This window comes from Mesorhizobium sp. B2-4-1, from assembly GCF_006442185.1.
Classification (GTDB): Bacteria; Pseudomonadota; Alphaproteobacteria; order Rhizobiales; family Rhizobiaceae; genus Mesorhizobium.
The window spans coordinates 35,010-48,346 of record NZ_VFVN01000006.1; the positions used below are offsets into that span (position 1 = coordinate 35,010).

The following is a 13,337-nucleotide window of genomic DNA, read 5'->3' on the forward strand; positions in this document are numbered from 1 at the left end:
CAGGCGCAGTGGAACATCCACGGTCAACTCTCGTTGAAATGCGTGTGAGAGAAAGGGCTGTCCATGTCAAAGCTCCAAGCCGCCACTCAAGAGCATTTAGAGCAACTGAGACTCGAGGCTTCGGCTCGTTTCGCCCCGATGATGCTGCATGAGGCATTGTTGCGTCTTTCCCGGGCCTGCGGGGGTGATAGCCTTGCCCGGTTCGAGAAAGCCATGGTCGATCAGATCGAGGCGACCAAGGACGATCGAGCCGATTTCGAGGCAATCAAGGAATTCGCGATCGAACAGCTTTATGCCTGGATCAGGAACGCGAACGAATCGCCGGATAAGAAGCAACCGCTGGAAAAGATAGAGGACCGCAGAACCCCCGGCCGCTCGGAAGAGCCGCAAACGCTGGAGGATCAGCTGCAGGCCGGTCTGGAAGATTCCTTTCCCGCAAGCGACCCGCCAGCGGTGGTGTCCACCTCCATTCCAGGCGGAGCCAAGAAGCTGGTCGGAACCGACGAAGTGCTGAGAAAACAGCGGGAGGCCAAGGAGCAAGACCGCCCCTAGCCCGCACCGACTGGAATCCCGCTGGCCGAACCGCCGCTCACGGACGGGAATCCGTGCCGGTCGATAGCGTCACAGCTTGACGGCCGCTTCCCGGGCCCACAGCCGCAGCTTGCGGCAAGCCTGCACGAATGTGTTGGCGGAGGCTGCGGAGTCCAGCCGCATCAATCCCTCATCGGCATCGGCTGCGACGCCTGCCTTGGCCAGGAGAGGCGCGGCTCCCGGTGTGAAGCCGATGAATTTGCAATGCGCAAAGGCATCCGACACGAAGTCCTTCGCGGCTGCCTCCTTGACCAACAACTCGGCGCCCGGCTCGGACAGGAGCAGTACCACGGCGTCGAACAGGACCGACGGACCGCCGTCGATCATGTGTCTGGCTTCGATGTGGGTGCCGTCTGCGGCCTCGACGCCGCCCACCTTGGGCGCTATCACCTCCATGACCGCGCCTTCCGTTTCGATGGCCGAGCGAAGTTGTTCGAAAAGGGCCGTGTCGGCCCCGTCGCTCAGCAAGACGCCGACCTTGCGGCCTTTGAAACTGTCGGGGCCGTTCTCGATAATGCTGAGAGCCGGAGACGGCGGCAGGTCGTCGCGCGGCGGGACGGCGGCCTCGGCGGGGTCGGGCATGTTTCGAATGCCAAGCTTGTCGGCGACTTGAGTCGCCAGCGTTTCGTCTATGTTCAGCAGATGCGCCACCATGCGTTCGCGGATCGCCGGTGCCTGCACCTTGCTCAATTCGAATGTCAGCGCCATGGCGATATGGCGTTGCTCCGGCGCTGTCTGGCTGTTGAAGAATTGCCGCGCCTGGCTGTAGTGGTCGGCGAAGCTCTCCGCCCGCAGACGCACCTTCTGCCCCTCTTCGGCGTCGGCGAAAGAGCGGAAGCCGCGTTGCGGATCCTCGCGGGGACCCGAGCCCCACGAATTCGGCTCATAGTTGGCGCGGCCGACCGGGTTGTGCATGGCCATGTGCCCGTCCTGCTGAAAATGTGCGAAGGGGCATTTCGGAGCGTTGATCGGAATATGGGTGAAGTTCGGGCTGCCCAGCCGCTTCAACTGGGTGTCGAGGTAGGAGAAGTTGCGGCCCTGCAGAAGCGGGTCGTTGGAGAAGTCGATCCCGGGCGGCACGTTCTGGGTCATGAATGCAACCTGCTCGGTCTCGGCGAAGAAATTCTCCGGCATGCGGTCGAGCACCAGCCGCCCGACCGGGATTGGCTCGATGATCTCTTCAGGGATGATCTTCGTGGCGTCCAAGATGTCGAAGTCGAAGCTGTCGGCAAAATCCTGGTCGAACAATTGCACCGTCAGCTCCCATTCCGGGAAGTTTCCTGACTGGATCGCTTCCCACAGGTCGCGGCGGTGGAAGTCGGGATCGGCGCCATTGATCTTGACCGCTTCGTTCCAGATCACCGACTGCATGCCGAGTTTCGGCTTCCAGATGAATTTGACGAATGTGGATTCGTCGTCGGCATTGACGAGGCGGAACGTATGGACGCCAAAGCCTTGCATGAAACGGAAGGAGCGCGGTATCGCTCGATCCGACATGATCCACATGACCATGTGCATCGATTCCGGCATCAGGCTGATGAAATCCCAGAAATTGTCATGTGCGGTCTGGGCCTGCGGGAAAGCCCGGTCTGGCTCCTGCTTGGCAGCATGGATGAGGTCCGGAAATTTGATGGCGTCCTGGATGAAGAACACGGGAATATTGTTGCCGACGAGGTCCCAATTGCCTTCTTTGGTGTAGAGCTTGACGGCAAAGCCGCGCACGTCTCGGGCGAGGTCGAACGAGCCCTTGTTGCCGGCGACCGTCGAGAACCGCACGAAGGCAGGCGTCTTTTCGCCGGCGCGCTGGAAAATGTCGGCACGCGTGTATTTGGCCAGCGATTCATAAGTCTCGAAATAGCCATGAGCGCCGTAACCACGGGCATGCACCACCCTTTCCGGGATGCGTTCGTGATCGAAGTGGAAGATCTTGTCGCGAAAGTGGGAGTCCTCGATCAGAGACGGTCCGCGCTCGCCAATCCGCAATGTGTTCTGGTCGTCGGAGACAGGCGTTCCCAGGGCAGTCGTGAGAACAGGCGTGTCGGCTTTCGCGATCTGGTGCAATTCGCCGCCATTTCCGCGCGCGGCATTCTGATCGTGCATAGGCGCCGATTTGGGAACTGAACGGTGTGCGGACTTGGCCATGATTTTTTCCTCGATTGACGCCCGTGGGCTGACTTGGCTCAAGGCGCCGAACTGCCGGTGCATGGCTTTGTTCCCGCACAACGGCGCGTCGCGCCTATCCTAAGCCAGCGCGAACACGCTGGTGGACGGCGCGCAAGGGGGGCGCGGCCGCAGCAGGATCGTTCGGCCGCATCAGAATTTTCTGGAGAGTTGTCTTCAACGCCCGGAACGATACAAACGTCCATGCATTTAGCTGGGGTCTGCATTCATACTTCTTTCTGGGAGCTGGACCATTGTCAGGCGAAGGCTATCTTTTGGCCGACCAGGAAACCCATGAAGTTTCCATCGTTGACCTGATACCCGCGCTACGGGCTTTCGCGCGCACCTTCTGCCGTATCCCCGACGATGCCGACGATCTGGTGCAGGAGACGTTGACGAAGGGCCTTGCCAACATCGACAAGTTCGAACCCGGCACGCGCATGAAGTCGTGGCTCTTCACCATCATGCGCAACACCTACTACACCCGGGTCAAGGTCGCGGCCAGGGAAGCGCCTGGCCTGCTCGACTGCGCGTCCTCGAGGCCGATTTCGGAAGCCACACAGGAATGGACCGTTCAGAGCAAGGAAGTTCACGGCGCCATCCAGAGGCTCCCTGAACACCAGCGCGAGGTGCTGATGCTGATCGGCGTCCTAGGTGTCAGCTATGAGGAGACGGCCGAGATATGTGGCTGTGCGGTGGGAACGGTCAAAAGCCGGCTCAACCGTGCCCGCGCCGCCGTTCTTGAGTTCCTGGGGGAGAGTTCGCTGCAGACGCTGATGGAAAGACGAAATCATCTGTCGGACGGGCAGATCGATATTGATGCCGACAGCCGCAGATAGTCAGTTCTTTATGTCGCGCCGGCGTTTCGCAAGGAGCGCGTTTTGCAGTTCGATCGCCAGTCTGGTCAAGCGATCAGGAACCTTTTCCTGCTCGATCGCGATCAGCAGAGAGGCAATCTCCTGATCCATCGCCATTCCTGCGCGCGGGTCCATTCTATCATCGCTCGAACGAGACATCGTATTCCCTGGCTGGATGGATGGCAGTCCGTCATCCTATTGTGATGACAAGCAACCGCCATTACAAGGAGATGCCCGGTGCCGAAACCGTTGCCGGCAGCCCTTGCACAGGTTTTTCTTCCACTCTCGATTGCCGAGGTCACAGATCCACTGCGGCGCTTTCAGTCCTTCGGCAATCGATTTGCGGCATGATCCTGATATTGATCGGACTTGATCTGATTGCCGTCCAGGCCGCGTTCCTCGCTGTGCTGCTTCTTGTCCCTGTTGGATAAAACGGCATTCTCTTCGATCTTGTCCTTGGCCAGTTCGGTCATTGCTCCGGCGCCGGCCCCTTTGCCGTGGCTGCCACGGCCGATATGTTTCTTGCTGCCGGATGCCATGCTGTCCTCCTTCGAATTGGCGCCGCTCTTCAGCGTCGCTGTGTTCGACGCCCGAACTGGCATTGGCTGGTAATGTTCCGTCACGCCGGCAAGCAGGAAGGCGTCGCCGTCCCACAGCCGAAACGCTTTTTCGCCATCGATGACGACCTGCAATCCGTGACGTTGCGCCAGGTGACGGATATCGGAGCGGTCCAAAAACAGTGATTCGCGATATGAGTAGTTCAGCAAGGCCAGCCTGCCCGGCCTTTTGAGGACGCGCGCAATTTCGCCGAAATGCCGCTCCGCCACGCCGGCTAGCACCAGATAGGGGAAACTGTCGACCGCCAGAACGCAGTCGAAACTCGCGTCGCCGAACTCCGCCAGATCCAGGCCTGAGGTCCGCCGCAACTCTACATTGCCAAGCGCTGCGCATTGCTCACGGGCGATCGAGACCATCCTCGACGATATGTCGATACCGACGACCCGCCCACAGGATGCCGACAGCGCGCGTTCGAAACGCCCGATGCCGCAACCGATGTCCAGAATGTTGCGTCCAGCACCGGTGAAGTCTTGCGCTGTCAGCCATGCAACGATTTCGTCGGTCGTGGCTGCCAGCCTTTCCTCATCGCCAAGGGAAGCCAACTGGACACTCGCCACCCGGGAAATCGCTGCCGCGGCATCAAAGCCCGAGGCCAGCCGCGTCACGACATCTGCATCCGTCTCGTCGTCGTCGCGTTCGTGACGAACGGCAGAACCCGTTTTCTGCAACGTGGCAAAAACCTTCGATCCGCGGCGAAGCAGCCCGGCTATCTGCTGGAGCCTTTTCCTGTCTCGAGTATCGACCGGATCGATCTCCGCCACGATCTCCGCCAATTCGACTGCCCCGATGCCTGGGTGGAGATGCAGCGCCAGCCTGGCGATGACGGCCTCGGCACTGACAGCGTCCGCCATACAGTCCTCGACCGCCAGCCTGACCGCTATCCGGCGGCGCACGGATGTTGGTTCCATCGAAACCATGGTCTCATTTCCGCGTCCAAGTCCTTCGCATCGTCCACCTGTCGCCAGCGCCCCAGCCATATTTGTACGGCTCCTGGCCGCGCAGGAAGTCGAACTCGCGCGCACCTTCGCGGATCGATTCGGCGATTGCGTGGCCGACCAGGATCGCGCCTGGACTTTCCTCGGCATAGGCAGGATCGAAACCGCCAAGATAGGCATAGGCACGGCCGCGATGGTGAAATCCGTAGTAGGCGCCGATTGGCTTGCCGTCGATGGCGAGCACCCAGCGTCGGGTCAGATCTCGAGCGTCGAGCAGGGGAAGCGAGCACCTGTGGAATTGCTCGACGGCGGGGTCGGCCAGCACGCCGCCTCCGTTTCCGGCCCAGCGCGCGCCGTGCAGGCCTATCAGGTGGTCGAGGAACAGTTGAGGATCGCCTCGTGCCGGCGACAACTCGACCCGGCCGCGTCTGGATGCGGCGCGGCGCGCCCGGCGCAACTGGCGTCTGCGCCGGGCAGGGACGCAGCCCGCCAGCGTTTCATCGCCGTCGGTGGCAAGCACGGGACAAACGGCGTGGCCGACCAGTCCATCGGCTTTCAATTCGGGATGTTCGATCGCCAGACCGGCACTGCCTTGCGGCAGATCCGGCAGGATCCACTGCGACCACTCGATCGAGAGTATCTTCTCTGCAAGGGCAGTGGCGACCTGGGCCTCGCTGCCGGGCACACACAGCACGTCCAGATAGTCGCTGAGGGAAATGCCGATCGGAAGCAGTTTCGAGCCTTCCGTGCCATGTTCGAGATAGAGCGGCGCCAGGCCCACCAGATCGTTGCCGCGCCAGATGGCGACCGTCGCCAGCTCCCCCGGAGCGAATGTGCGCCACCACGGCAGCAGCCAGGCGGGACATTGAAAGGGCGTCGCCGACGAACTCTGCTCCCACAGGTTCCACCAGTGCGGCGCCAGTGCATGCAATTGCTCTGGATCGCCGATGATCTCGCTGCGCAGCATCTGCTCTTTCACCGCACCGCGGCGAGACGCCTGCGGTCGGCGCCGAGCCGGGCCAGCGCCAGATAGGCGCTCATGTAGGACGAGACCATGCGCTCGAGCGAAAACCGCCGGCGCGCCTCGCTTCGGCACGTCTCGGCATCAAGGCTGGGTGCCGCGACAATTGCTTGCGCCATCTCGTCGACATTGTTGACGATAAAGCCGGTCTTGCCGTGCTCGACCACTTCGGGAAGCGCACCATTTGGAAAGGCGATCACCGGTGTGCCGCAGGCGAGTGCTTCCATCGCGACCAGCGAACTGGTCTCGGCGGCGAGGCTCGGAACGACTAGGCAGCGTGCTGCATTGAGCAAGCGCCGCTTGGCGGCGAAGCCGAGCGGACCGAGGAAGCGGCGCCGGCCGTCGAGGCGAGGTTCGACCTCATCGCGAAAGTACTGGATATGCGTCTCGTAAGGATAGACCCGCCCGCCGATGACCAGCGGCACATCAGCCTGCCTGGCGGCATCCAATGCCAGGTGTATGCCCTTTTCCGGGCAGATGCGGCTGAGCACGACGGCGAAGTCGCCCCTGGGCCGCGGCTGGTTCAGCGCGTCGATATCGACACCATTCGGGATCGGGGCAACCAAGCTTGCGTCCGGCGGTGCGGTTCTTTGCTGGGCTGACGAGACGGCGTGAAGCCAGAGATCGTCGCGCCCTGGGCGCAGCGCCCCGGCCGGGTACCAGTCGAGCGGCAGGTGAAGCGTCACCAGGGTCGGACCGTCGGCAGGCAGGTAGGCGTCGAAGTCGATGCCATGCAGGTGAACCACGTCGATCGGCCATTGGGCGCGGGCAGCGGCGATCGCGGCGCGATGGGACTCCTGTGCCCGGTTTTTTGCTGACTGGTCGAGCACGCCGGCTTCGGCGGGCGTTTCCACCAGAATGCCGCTTGCACTGGAACCCTGGCAGCCGATGACGATGGATCGGTGACCGGCGCGGGTCAGGGCCTGATCGAGCATTGACAGCACCTGCTCGGCGCCGCCAACGGCGTTCGGTCCCACCGGCGCGAGAGGATAGGCAACATTGAGCACTGTGAGCGTCATGGCTGGTCGAGCCGGAGCGCCTCGTGAGCACGGGCGCTTGCATGCAGCCAGGTGCCGGGCTCGAAACCCAGCGGCAGCGATTCATAGTAGAGCCTGCCATCGTTGGGCAGCTTCAGGAAATCATAGGTCGGCGCCAGCCGGAAACGCTCGGTGCGGGTCGAGAACGGCGCCAGCGTCCGCTGCTGCGTCAGGTGGCTGGCCAGCATGCGCTGCTTTTGCTGAAAGGCCGCTTCGGTCAGGCAGACCTCTATGCAATCACTGCCGGTGCCGCTGGCGAAATCCTGAAATACCGGGCCGTCCGGGCCAGCCGAATAAAAGGCCATTTCGATGATGGTGGGCACGGGCCGGCGGTCACGGCGCAGAAGATGGCAGGCCGCGTGAACGGCAAAAGCGGTCGCGTCGTGGTCGGGATGGCCTCCCTCGAAAGGATGTGTGCAGACGAAGCGGATGTCGGGTTCGCAAACAAGGCAGGCGAGTTCCTGCGCGAGCGCCACGAGATTCGCCGCAGCCTCCTTGTCGGGATAGCCAAGAGCGGTCAGGCCCGATGGCGATATGCCGGCCGCGGCCAAGGCTTCCGTCAGTTCCGCACGGCGGGCATCGGCATAGTCCTGCCATGTCTCGAAACCATGCGCTTGCGCGTCGGCAAGATCGCGTGGTGCTCCGTCCGTGACATGGACGATGCGGCATGACCGCAGTCCGGCAAGATGCCCGCCGATGCCGATCGTCTCGTCGTCCGGATGCGCGACGACGACCATGATCGCGGAACCATGTGCTGCGTCACTGCCCGTCAACAGGGCCGCGAATTCGCCCAGGGTTGCCGACGGTTGATGCATGGGAGCCTCACGCTGCCGAGGCTCGCCGCTTCGACGTGGAAGCCACGCCGGGCGCGTAGCGGCGGATCATGGTTGCACAGAATTCGGCGAATTCCTCCGGCACCAGCGGCGGACTGGTGTGGTGAGGCATCATCCCGCGATGCTCTGGCGTGAAGCAGAAGGTGACGGTCACGTCGAAATCGGCGAGCGCTTCCATCTGTCGGTCGAACCAGTTCAATGCATTCGGCCTGAAACTGTCGGCCCAGGAAAGTCCGGTCCGCATATTGGTGACCCCGAGCCGCTTCATCCAGGCGACGGCGTCGTCCAGCCGCGGGTCCTCGAAATGAAACCACTGCACCAGCCCCATCTCGGGCGTATGGCGCAGGAATTCCTCCAGTGCCGGTTTTGGCGTGCCGTCCTGGCGCAGCAGCCCCATATGGAAGTGACGATAGTAGGAGGAGCCTTCCGCTTCGCGATGGCGCGTTGTTGCTTCCCATTCGCGCGGGAGATCATAAAGGCTGTACCACTGGATGCGCGGAGCGTTGCCGAGCAGCAATTCAGCGGTGCGCCTGAGGCCCCAGACCTGGATCTCGTCGGCGCCGAAGGTCGATACGCCAACTTCGCTGACCCAGATCGGGAGATCGGTGACGGCCGCGATCTCACCGATCTTCTGTGGCCATTCCTGGATCTGCCACAGGTTCCAGTCGAGCGGAAAGCCATGTACCGCGACGGCATCGACGTGGTCCAGCAATCTGAGTTCCTTCATGCGCGTGACGAAGCCGGGGTCGATCGGAGAGATGCCGCCGAGCACCTTGGTCAGGGCCGGGTTCTCGGACGCTATCGCATCCGCCGACAACATTGCCATGGCGGCGAAGCGGCTCCAATCGGGGTCGAGCTCGGGATCCCAATGCGATTTGTTGTTGGGCTCGTTCCAGATCATCGCGGCTTCAATCATGGATCTGTCCTTTCGACGGGTAGACGGCGCCGCCGCCGGCCGGATCGCCGGCGGAACGGCAAAAATAAACCTCCTGCTCGGGGTGCAAAAAAATCTCGAAGCCGGCGCTGCGCAACATCGCTTCGGTGCAGGCGCGGTTGGGAATCCACCAATTGGTCGGATCGTCGGCATATCGATGTTCGATGAAATGCAGTTTCGGAAATTCCGGCCGCTCGAACAGGTCGTGCGTCCAGAAATGATAATTCTGCTCAAGCGCAGGCAGATCGGCGCTGCCGCGTTGCATGGACTGGAAGATCATCAGGTCGCCGGCGACATGCCCGCGGATCAGGTCGAGCGCGAGCAGGGGATGGCGCAGGTGGTAAAGAACCCCCATGAACAGCACGATGTCGAATGTCTCGCGCAGGGCGCCGACGTCATAAACCGAAAGCTTCTGGAACTCGATGTCGCAGTCCGCGATCTCGGCGGCAAAGCGCGCCTGTGCCAGATAGGCCTCGTCGAAATCGATGCCGAGGACGCGACCGGCGCCGCGCCGTTTCATTTCGATGGAATAAAAACCGGCATTGCAGCCGATATCGAGCACGGACTTGCCGGACAGGTCGGCTGGAATGGCATAGGCGAACTTGCGCCATTTGACCAGCGGGTAGTTACCGAGAAAATGGTCCGGAGCAGTTTCGACGCCGGCTAGTTCCATGTTGTGGAACCATGGGCCGAGGGCATCGATACGGCGTTGGATTTCAGCATGGGAATGCAGCATGGCTAAGCTCCTTCGCCCGGAACGGCATGCGAATGTGCAGTAGGCGCGATCATCGTGGGCCGGTGCTGTTTGGACGCAGCATCGTCGTCGAGCAGCCGAAGGGCCGCGCGATAACCGTTGAAAGTGCCGACATCGACGTAGGCGGCCCCTGCCTTCACCCCATACGCCTGACCGCCCGCCGTCAGGTAGGCGTTGATCAACGTGCCGATATATTCGTCATAGCAATCCCGCTCGCGCCAGAGTGCCGCGAGCTGGTGCAGGACATGGCCCGGCATCTTGAACGCGCCCCATATCCAGTTCGTCGCCGCGTCCTGCCGCTTGACCTGGATTTCCCGCACCCGGCCCTCCTCGTCGAGAACCACGGCATCGAAGAATTCCGGCCGATCCACCGGGAAGAGCAGGAATGACAGCCGGTCGTCCGGCAGACGGCAGAAGCCGTCTTCGGGAAACCAGATCGTATCGGGAAGCCCGATCAACACCGTCTCGTCCGGTGCGACGAGGGGTGCTGCCCGGAAGATGGCGTCGCAAAGGCCAACGGGGTTGGGTTGTACCACGAACAGAGCGGTCGCCGCTCCGTAGCCCGCGGCATAGTATTCGAGAATGTCGGATTTACCCGATCCGATGATGAAACAGACCTTGTCGACGCCGGCGCGCACCATCCGCCGCACCAGGTACTCGCTTACGGCACATGGGCGCTCTGTCTGTCCATCGATCCGGCTCCCGACCGGCAGCAGCTCTTTCGAGAAGCCGAGCGGTTGAATGCGGCTGCCGCGTCCGGCAGCGGGCACGATGCCCAACATCAGACTGCTTCCTTCATCGGTTCGCCGGCCGACCTCTGCAAGGCTTCGTTCAGGATGCGATCCAGTTCCGCCGCGCGCCGCGTGGATGTGTGTTCGTCCAGAACCCGTTCACGCGCACGGCTTCGAATTGCATCGAGCTCGTGCGATGGCAGTTTGAGCGCCGCGATCACGTCGTCTGTGTCGTACGCCAGCAGGATCTCGCTACCGGGTTCGAAGAAACTGCTGAGGCCCGGCCAGGTGTCGGTGACGATCGGTACGCCGCATGCCGCTGCTTCGAACAGCCGGCCCGAAGGGCACCACCCCTTTTGCGCCATCGCCTCGCGCGTCACATTCAGCGTCAGGCGGGACGACGAAAAGAAGGCTGGATGATCTGCCGGCGGAAGATGCCTGACGAAGAAGATGTTGTCGCTCCACGGGAATTCCTGTGGATATTGTGCACCGCCGATGATGAAGCGGTGGTCAGGCAGGAGTGCGGCCGGACGGACCAGCAGTTTCTCGACGCCGGCCTGGCGATCTGCCGCATAGGTCCCGAGATAGGACAGATCGCCCGCAAATTCCGGCCTAGGTACTGCCGGCCGGTGTTGGTCGGGATCGACATGGCCATAGAGCGGCACCACGTGGCGTGCACCGAGGACCGACTTGAGTGCATCGATTGCCGAGCCGCCCGTGTAACTCAGGACGAGATCGAAATCGGCAAGGCCCTCGGGCCCGAAATAGGGTGGGCGTTCACCTTGATCGAGGCGCGCCAGAGTGACCGGAGTGTCCAAGTCGTAAAAGACGCGCAGCCCGCGGCATGCCTGCTGCGCCAGGCGCGAAGCGTCCACGGCGTCGGGACAGTAGGAGGTAATGATGACGACGTCGGATTGCTTGATCGTCTGCTCCGCGACCCTCCGGATGTCCTCCCAGTCGGGGTAGAGCACGATATTGCCGCCATCCAGTTGATCGAGGTCCCGCGCACCGGCATAGTAGGGGGTGTTGCGCTCGAAAAAGGTGATGGACCAGCCGTGCCGGGCCAGCGCGCGGATCAGGCCACGCCACAGGGTGGCGTGGCCGTTTCCCCATGAAGACGTGACGGTGAGACCGAAAATGACCATCTGCATCCGGCAAGTCCTCGTCAGGCAAGTTCGTTCAGACGGATGAGCTTTGCTCCCCAGTCTCCGGACACGATCGTCGTGATTGAGGCGGGGTCGATATCGAAGCGAAAACTGTCGCCGACGGGCAGACCAAGCACATGGCAGATGGCTGTCTTGATCACGTCGGCATGGCTGATCAGCGCGACGCATTGATTCTGATGCCGCTCGCGAGCCTGATCCATCAGCGAGACGATACGCTGTTGGACATCCAGCATGGTTTCGCCGCTTGGGGTGCTTGCTTCCTGCCGCCGGCTGTTCCACGCCTGCCAGCCGGCATCGCCGTTCAGTTCCTCGAACGTCTTTCCCGACCAGATGCCGAAGTCGATCTCGTCGAGTTCAGCGCAGATCGCGATTTCGCCGACACTACAGGCAGTCGCGATCGGCTTGGCGGTTTCCTGCGTGCGCTCGCGTGGGCTGCACCAGATAGCGGCAATCGGCTCGCGGGCCATGCGGCGGCCAAGATGCGCCGCCTGAGCCCTGCCGGATTCGCCAAGGCGAACTCCGCCCATCCGTCCGGCCAGATAGGAGCCGACATTGTCGTGTGCCGCGTGCCGGATCAGGAAGAAGGTCGTCGTCATTCCGCGGCATCGAGCATAGGCTCGTCCCTGCCTGTGATGAATGCGAGCGTGCGCTGCCGAGCTTCGGCATCGGTGAACTGCTCAGGCGGAGACTTCATGAAATAGCTGCACGGACCGGTCAGCGCGCCGGCGATGCCGCGGTCAAGCGCCAGCTTGGCGCAGCGCACGGCGTCGATGACCACGCCGGCCGAATTGGGCGAATCCCAGACTTCCAGCTTGAGTTCGGCGTTGAGCGGCACTCCACCGAAGGTCGTGCCTTCAACCCGGATGTAGGCCCATTTGCGATCGGTGAGCCATGGCACATGGTCACTGGGGCCGACATGAATGTTGCCCGGCTCCAGGGGAACATCGAACTGGCTGGTCACGGACTGCGTTTTCGAGATCTTCTTCGATTCCAGCCGCTCGCGTTCCAGCATGTTGAGGAAGTCGGTGTTGCCGCCGAAGTTCAACTGATAAGTGCGGTCGATGCGGACGCCGCGCTCGCGGAAGAGATTGGCCAGCAACCGATGCACGATGGTCGCGCCGACCTGGCTCTTGATATCGTCGCCGACCAGCGGCAGCCCGCGTTCCTGGAAACGCAGGCGCCATTCGGGCCGTGACGCGATGAAAACCGGTATGCAGTTGACGAAGGCGCAGCCGGCCTCGAGGGCGCATTCGGCATAAAAGCGCGTCGCTTCCTCCGACCCCACCGGCAGGTACGAGACCAGCACATCGGCACCGCTGTTCCGCAGGATTTCGCTGACATTGGCAACCGGCTCCGGCGCTTCCTCGATTTCCGTGCGCAGATATTTGCCGATGCCGTCCAACGTGGGGCCACGCTCCACGCGAACCCCGGTTGCAACCGCATCGGCAAAACGGAACGTGTTGTTCGGGGCGCTGTAGATCGCATCGGCCACGTCGCACCCGACCTTGCCCTTGGCGACATCGAACGCACAGACGACCTCGATGTCGTCGACGTGGTAGCCGCCGACATCGGTATGCATCAGCCCGGGGATCGGCTCATTGCCTTTTGCGTCTCGGTAATAGGAAAGGCCTTGCACCAGGGAGGATGCGCAATTGCCTACACCGACGATACCGACACGAACTTTCTTCGATCCCACGAAA

At 62.2% G+C, this 13,337-nt stretch carries 14 protein-coding genes and 1 pseudogene; 2 read left to right on the top strand and 13 right to left on the bottom strand.

The window, feature by feature from the left end:
- Positions 1-63: 63 nt before the first annotated feature.
- Positions 64-552: a hypothetical protein gene (locus FJ949_RS16605; RefSeq protein WP_140497376.1), complete on the top strand. Its 489-nt coding sequence runs from the start codon at positions 64-66 to the stop codon at positions 550-552.
- Positions 553-621: 69 nt separating this feature from the next.
- Here the strand turns inward: FJ949_RS16605 and FJ949_RS16610 are convergent, their stop codons facing one another.
- Complete coding sequence (locus tag FJ949_RS16610) at positions 622-2,733, bottom strand: catalase (RefSeq protein ID WP_140497378.1); 2,112 nt, start codon at positions 2,731-2,733, stop codon at positions 622-624.
- A 293-nt stretch (positions 2,734-3,026) separates the two neighbouring features.
- On the opposite strand from FJ949_RS16610, the gene FJ949_RS16615 reads away from it, so the two are divergent.
- Positions 3,027-3,590 (top strand): sigma-70 family RNA polymerase sigma factor, encoded by a 564-nt coding sequence (locus FJ949_RS16615; protein WP_140498076.1) that lies wholly within the window; start codon positions 3,027-3,029, stop codon positions 3,588-3,590.
- On the opposite strand, the gene FJ949_RS16620 is transcribed toward FJ949_RS16615, so the two are convergent.
- The 12 genes and pseudogenes from FJ949_RS16620 to FJ949_RS16670 form a co-directional block, all read right to left on the bottom strand.
- Positions 3,591-3,743 (bottom strand): hypothetical protein, encoded by a 153-nt coding sequence (locus FJ949_RS16620; RefSeq protein WP_181165412.1) that lies wholly within the window; start codon positions 3,741-3,743, stop codon positions 3,591-3,593. It lies immediately after the preceding gene.
- Between the two features lie 185 nt (positions 3,744-3,928).
- Positions 3,929-4,147 (bottom strand): hypothetical protein, encoded by a 219-nt coding sequence (locus FJ949_RS30675; protein WP_224519089.1) that lies wholly within the window; start codon positions 4,145-4,147, stop codon positions 3,929-3,931.
- 213 nt (positions 4,148-4,360) lie between these two features.
- Positions 4,361-5,203: pseudogene (locus FJ949_RS30680) on the bottom strand (methyltransferase domain-containing protein); the annotation flags it as partial.
- On the bottom strand, positions 5,148-6,128 hold the full coding sequence (locus tag FJ949_RS16630) for a GNAT family N-acetyltransferase (protein WP_181169760.1): 981 nt from the start codon (positions 6,126-6,128) through the stop codon (positions 5,148-5,150). The pseudogene FJ949_RS30680 and the gene FJ949_RS16630, both read right to left, overlap by 56 nt.
- Before the next feature lie 8 nt (positions 6,129-6,136).
- Positions 6,137-7,201, bottom strand: coding sequence for a glycosyltransferase family 4 protein (locus tag FJ949_RS16635; RefSeq protein WP_140497386.1), 1,065 nt, complete (start codon positions 7,199-7,201; stop codon positions 6,137-6,139).
- Complete coding sequence (locus FJ949_RS16640) at positions 7,198-8,034, bottom strand: PIG-L family deacetylase (RefSeq protein WP_140497388.1); 837 nt, start codon at positions 8,032-8,034, stop codon at positions 7,198-7,200. The genes FJ949_RS16635 and FJ949_RS16640 overlap by 4 nt, the downstream gene beginning before the upstream one ends.
- A 7-nt stretch (positions 8,035-8,041) precedes the next feature.
- Positions 8,042-8,968 (bottom strand): beta-xylosidase, encoded by a 927-nt coding sequence (locus FJ949_RS16645; protein ID WP_140497390.1) that lies wholly within the window; start codon positions 8,966-8,968, stop codon positions 8,042-8,044.
- Positions 8,961-9,722: a TIGR04290 family methyltransferase gene (locus FJ949_RS16650; RefSeq protein WP_140497392.1), complete on the bottom strand. Its 762-nt coding sequence runs from the start codon at positions 9,720-9,722 to the stop codon at positions 8,961-8,963. Before FJ949_RS16650 ends, FJ949_RS16645 begins: the two co-directional genes overlap by 8 nt.
- A gap of 2 nt (positions 9,723-9,724) precedes the next feature.
- Positions 9,725-10,522 carry a sugar phosphate nucleotidyltransferase gene (locus tag FJ949_RS16655; protein ID WP_140497394.1) on the bottom strand — a complete coding sequence of 266 codons (798 nt, stop codon included), beginning with the start codon at positions 10,520-10,522 and terminating at the stop codon, positions 9,725-9,727.
- Positions 10,522-11,622 (bottom strand): glycosyltransferase, encoded by a 1,101-nt coding sequence (locus FJ949_RS16660; protein WP_140497396.1) that lies wholly within the window; start codon positions 11,620-11,622, stop codon positions 10,522-10,524. The genes FJ949_RS16655 and FJ949_RS16660 overlap by 1 nt, the downstream gene beginning before the upstream one ends.
- A gap of 14 nt (positions 11,623-11,636) precedes the next feature.
- Positions 11,637-12,233 carry a histidine phosphatase family protein gene (locus tag FJ949_RS16665; RefSeq protein ID WP_140497398.1) on the bottom strand — a complete coding sequence of 199 codons (597 nt, stop codon included), beginning with the start codon at positions 12,231-12,233 and terminating at the stop codon, positions 11,637-11,639.
- Complete coding sequence (locus FJ949_RS16670; RefSeq protein WP_140497400.1) at positions 12,230-13,333, bottom strand: inositol-3-phosphate synthase; 1,104 nt, start codon at positions 13,331-13,333, stop codon at positions 12,230-12,232. Before FJ949_RS16670 ends, FJ949_RS16665 begins: the two co-directional genes overlap by 4 nt.
- Positions 13,334-13,337: the final 4 nt, after the last annotated feature.

What these genes read in the sequence shown, in the direction of transcription:
- FJ949_RS16620 (WP_181165412.1), bottom strand. Translation starts at nt 3,743, where the DNA reads ATGGACCCGCGCGCAGGAATGGCGATGGATCAGGAGATTGCCTCTCTG.
- FJ949_RS16665 (WP_140497398.1), bottom strand. Translation starts at nt 12,233, where the DNA reads ATGACGACGACCTTCTTCCTGATCCGGCACGCGGCACACGACAATGTC.
- FJ949_RS16640 (WP_140497388.1), bottom strand. Translation starts at nt 8,034, where the DNA reads ATGCATCAACCGTCGGCAACCCTGGGCGAATTCGCGGCCCTGTTGACG.
- FJ949_RS16650 (WP_140497392.1), bottom strand. Translation starts at nt 9,722, where the DNA reads ATGCTGCATTCCCATGCTGAAATCCAACGCCGTATCGATGCCCTCGGC.
- FJ949_RS16610 (WP_140497378.1), bottom strand. Translation starts at nt 2,733, where the DNA reads ATGGCCAAGTCCGCACACCGTTCAGTTCCCAAATCGGCGCCTATGCAC.
- FJ949_RS16605 (WP_140497376.1), top strand. Translation starts at nt 64, where the DNA reads ATGTCAAAGCTCCAAGCCGCCACTCAAGAGCATTTAGAGCAACTGAGA.
- FJ949_RS16660 (WP_140497396.1), bottom strand. Translation starts at nt 11,622, where the DNA reads ATGCAGATGGTCATTTTCGGTCTCACCGTCACGTCTTCATGGGGAAAC.
- FJ949_RS16645 (WP_140497390.1), bottom strand. Translation starts at nt 8,968, where the DNA reads ATGATTGAAGCCGCGATGATCTGGAACGAGCCCAACAACAAATCGCAT.
- FJ949_RS16630 (WP_181169760.1), bottom strand. Translation starts at nt 6,128, where the DNA reads ATGCTGCGCAGCGAGATCATCGGCGATCCAGAGCAATTGCATGCACTG.
- FJ949_RS16635 (WP_140497386.1), bottom strand. Translation starts at nt 7,201, where the DNA reads ATGACGCTCACAGTGCTCAATGTTGCCTATCCTCTCGCGCCGGTGGGA.
- FJ949_RS30675 (WP_224519089.1), bottom strand. Translation starts at nt 4,147, where the DNA reads ATGGCATCCGGCAGCAAGAAACATATCGGCCGTGGCAGCCACGGCAAA.
- FJ949_RS16655 (WP_140497394.1), bottom strand. Translation starts at nt 10,522, where the DNA reads ATGTTGGGCATCGTGCCCGCTGCCGGACGCGGCAGCCGCATTCAACCG.